We start from the raw sequence: 2,581 nt of genomic DNA, 5'->3' as shown, positions 1-2,581 counted from the left end.
CCCGGCCAGACCGCGCAGGACCTGGCCGTCACCGGCATCGACCTGACCAACGCCACCCTGGCCGGGACCGACGGCAGCCCCGTCACCCTGGCCGGATTCACAACGGCCATGCCCGGCACCCTCACCATCGACACCACCGCCCCGTCCCTGGCCCTGACCCAGATTCCGGCGGTCACCATCCAGGCGACCTCCGCCGCCGGGGCCGCCGTGACCTTCGCCGCCACCGCCACGGACGGGGTCGACGGCACCGACCCGGTGACGTTCCGCGAGGGCACGACGGTGGTCGCCTCGGGCCAGACCTTCGGCCTCGGCCCCCACACCCTCACCGCCACCGCGACGGACGCCGCCGGCAACGCGACGACGCGCAGCTTCAGCTTCACGGTGGCGCCTCCGGATCCCGCCAGGAACGCCACCCTGGCCGGCACCGTCTTCTCCGACACGAACGCCAACCGGACCCGCGATCCCAACGACGGCGGCCTGGCCGGGTTCGGCGTCGAGCTGCTCGCCGCCGACGGAAGCGGCGCCCCCCTCGCCACGACGATTTCGGACGCCACCGGCGGCTACAGCTTCGCCAATCTCGCGGCGGGCTCCTACGCGGTGCGCTTCACGCCCGGCGGCACGGGTTACATCGCCGAGGCCGGAACGGCCGTCGCGGGTGGCAAGACCCTCGTCACGAACGTGACGGCGGCCAACGACACCACGACGCCGCTGGACGAAGGCTTCTACAAGCTCGGCAGCATCGTCGGCCTGGCCTACGATGACGCCAACGGCAATGGAAAGCTCGACCGCGGCGAGGCGTCGATCAACGGCGTCGCGATCACGCTCTTCGATGCGTCGGGCCGCACCGTCGCCACGACCGTCACCCGGACGGGCGATCCGGCGTCCCCGAGCAAGGACGGCATCTACAGCTTCGCCAACCTCACGCCGGGCAACTACTACGTCGAGGCCGTCGCCCCCGGCGGCAAGGCCGTGACCGGCCCCGAGACGCTATTCAAGAGCGTCGGAAGCGGCGCGACGCTCGCCTCCTCGCTGTTCAGCACCCGGGACGTCGCGACGTCCGTCTCCCTGTCGGGCACGATGTATGCCGACGCCGACGGCAACGGACGGCAGGATCCCGGAGATGCCGGCCTCGCCGGGGTCGACGTCGTGGTCCTCAACGCCGCAGGCTACGCCGTCGACACCACCGTGACGGATCGGAACGGCGCGTACAGCTTCCGCGGCCTGAACGCCGGGACCTACGAGGTCGTGGCGGCGACGCCGCAGGGCCTGAAGGGTTCGACCGCGACGTCGCTGTCCTCCGGCAGTCTCACCGCCGGCCAGAGCGCGACGCAACTCGACGCCGGATTCAAGGCCGATCCGGTGACCGACCACACCGGCGCGATCCCGGCCTCGACCACCCTCAACGTCATCGTGCGCGGCCAGTCGAACACTTATTTCCCCAGCCGCTACGGCGACATGGCCCTGATGCAGACGCAGATCCAGACCCTGCTCGGCTTCGACGGCGTCAACCAGAAGGTCAACGTCGTCGCCACCAACGTCGACGCGACGAAGGACGGCGCGCTGACCGAATGGCCGGGCACCGGAATGCTCACCGACTGGCTGACCCCGGTCAACGGCGACTACACCCAGGGCTGGAACGCGACGTTCCGCGAACTCGGACTGCTCAGCGCCATCGGCAAGCTGCCGGCGAGCCAGCAGGCCGCGCCCACCGCCGTGGTCTGGCTGCACAACGAGAACGACAGCCAGTTCGACGGGATCACGCCCGCCATGTGGGAGAGCGCGGCCCGCTACGAGGCCGGCCTCGTGCGCGGCGTGCTCGGCCAGGACGCCGGCACCGTCCCCTACCTGTTCGTCAACGCCATTCCCTTCGTCGGACAGACGACGGTCAATCAGTCCGTCAACAACCAGACCATCCGGGTCGGGCAGGCCGAGCTCGCCGAGGACAAGGGCTTCAACGCCGGCTACGCCGCGCGCCAGGCCAGCGACGTCGACATGGACGTGAACGCCAGCGGCTTCCCCTCAAAGCCCGGCGACCTCCACGTCGACCGGGCCGACGGCGCGCAGATCTTCTCCCGCGTCGCCCTGTCGATCGCCGAGACGTTCCGGGCCTCGGCGCTGCCGGGCTCGCCCCTGGCGCTCGCCTCCGGCGACATCGACAACGACGGCCCCCGGGTCGTGCGCGCCGAGCGCGTGGCCGGCGCCCCCGACCAGCTCCTGCTCACCGTCGCGTTCGACCAGGCCACGTCCCTGAAGGCCCTCGGCAGCGTCGCCGCCGCCGGCACCGGCTGGAGCCTGCGCGCCGACTGGAACGCCGCCGCCAGCCAGGCGCTCGCCACCAGGGCCGAGCTCGTCGACGCCAGCCATATGCGCCTCACCTTCGACCGCGACGTCCCCGCCGCCACCGAACTGTTCTACGGATGGGGCGGCGCCCGCATCGCCCTGCCCGGACAGCCCGGCATCGGCGCCGCCATCTACGACGACAACGACCTGCCCCTCTGGGTCGACCCCCGCGGCCTCGCCGTCTCCCAGGCCGTCACCCAGGCGGGCCCGATCGCGGTCCAGTCCATCGCGGACAGCGGGC

General features: G+C 71.7%; 1 protein-coding gene. It reads left to right on the top strand.

Annotated elements, in window-relative coordinates:
* Positions 1-2,581 (top strand): SdrD B-like domain-containing protein (locus ASG51_RS17360; RefSeq protein WP_200941357.1); only part of this gene is annotated, 2,581 nt, incomplete at both ends.

It is taken from the genome of Methylobacterium sp. Leaf465, from assembly GCF_001424705.1.
Lineage (GTDB): Bacteria > Pseudomonadota > Alphaproteobacteria > Rhizobiales > Beijerinckiaceae > Methylobacterium.
Note: the sequence above shows the minus strand (reverse complement) of the source record. Positions and strands in the feature narration are given on the sequence as shown.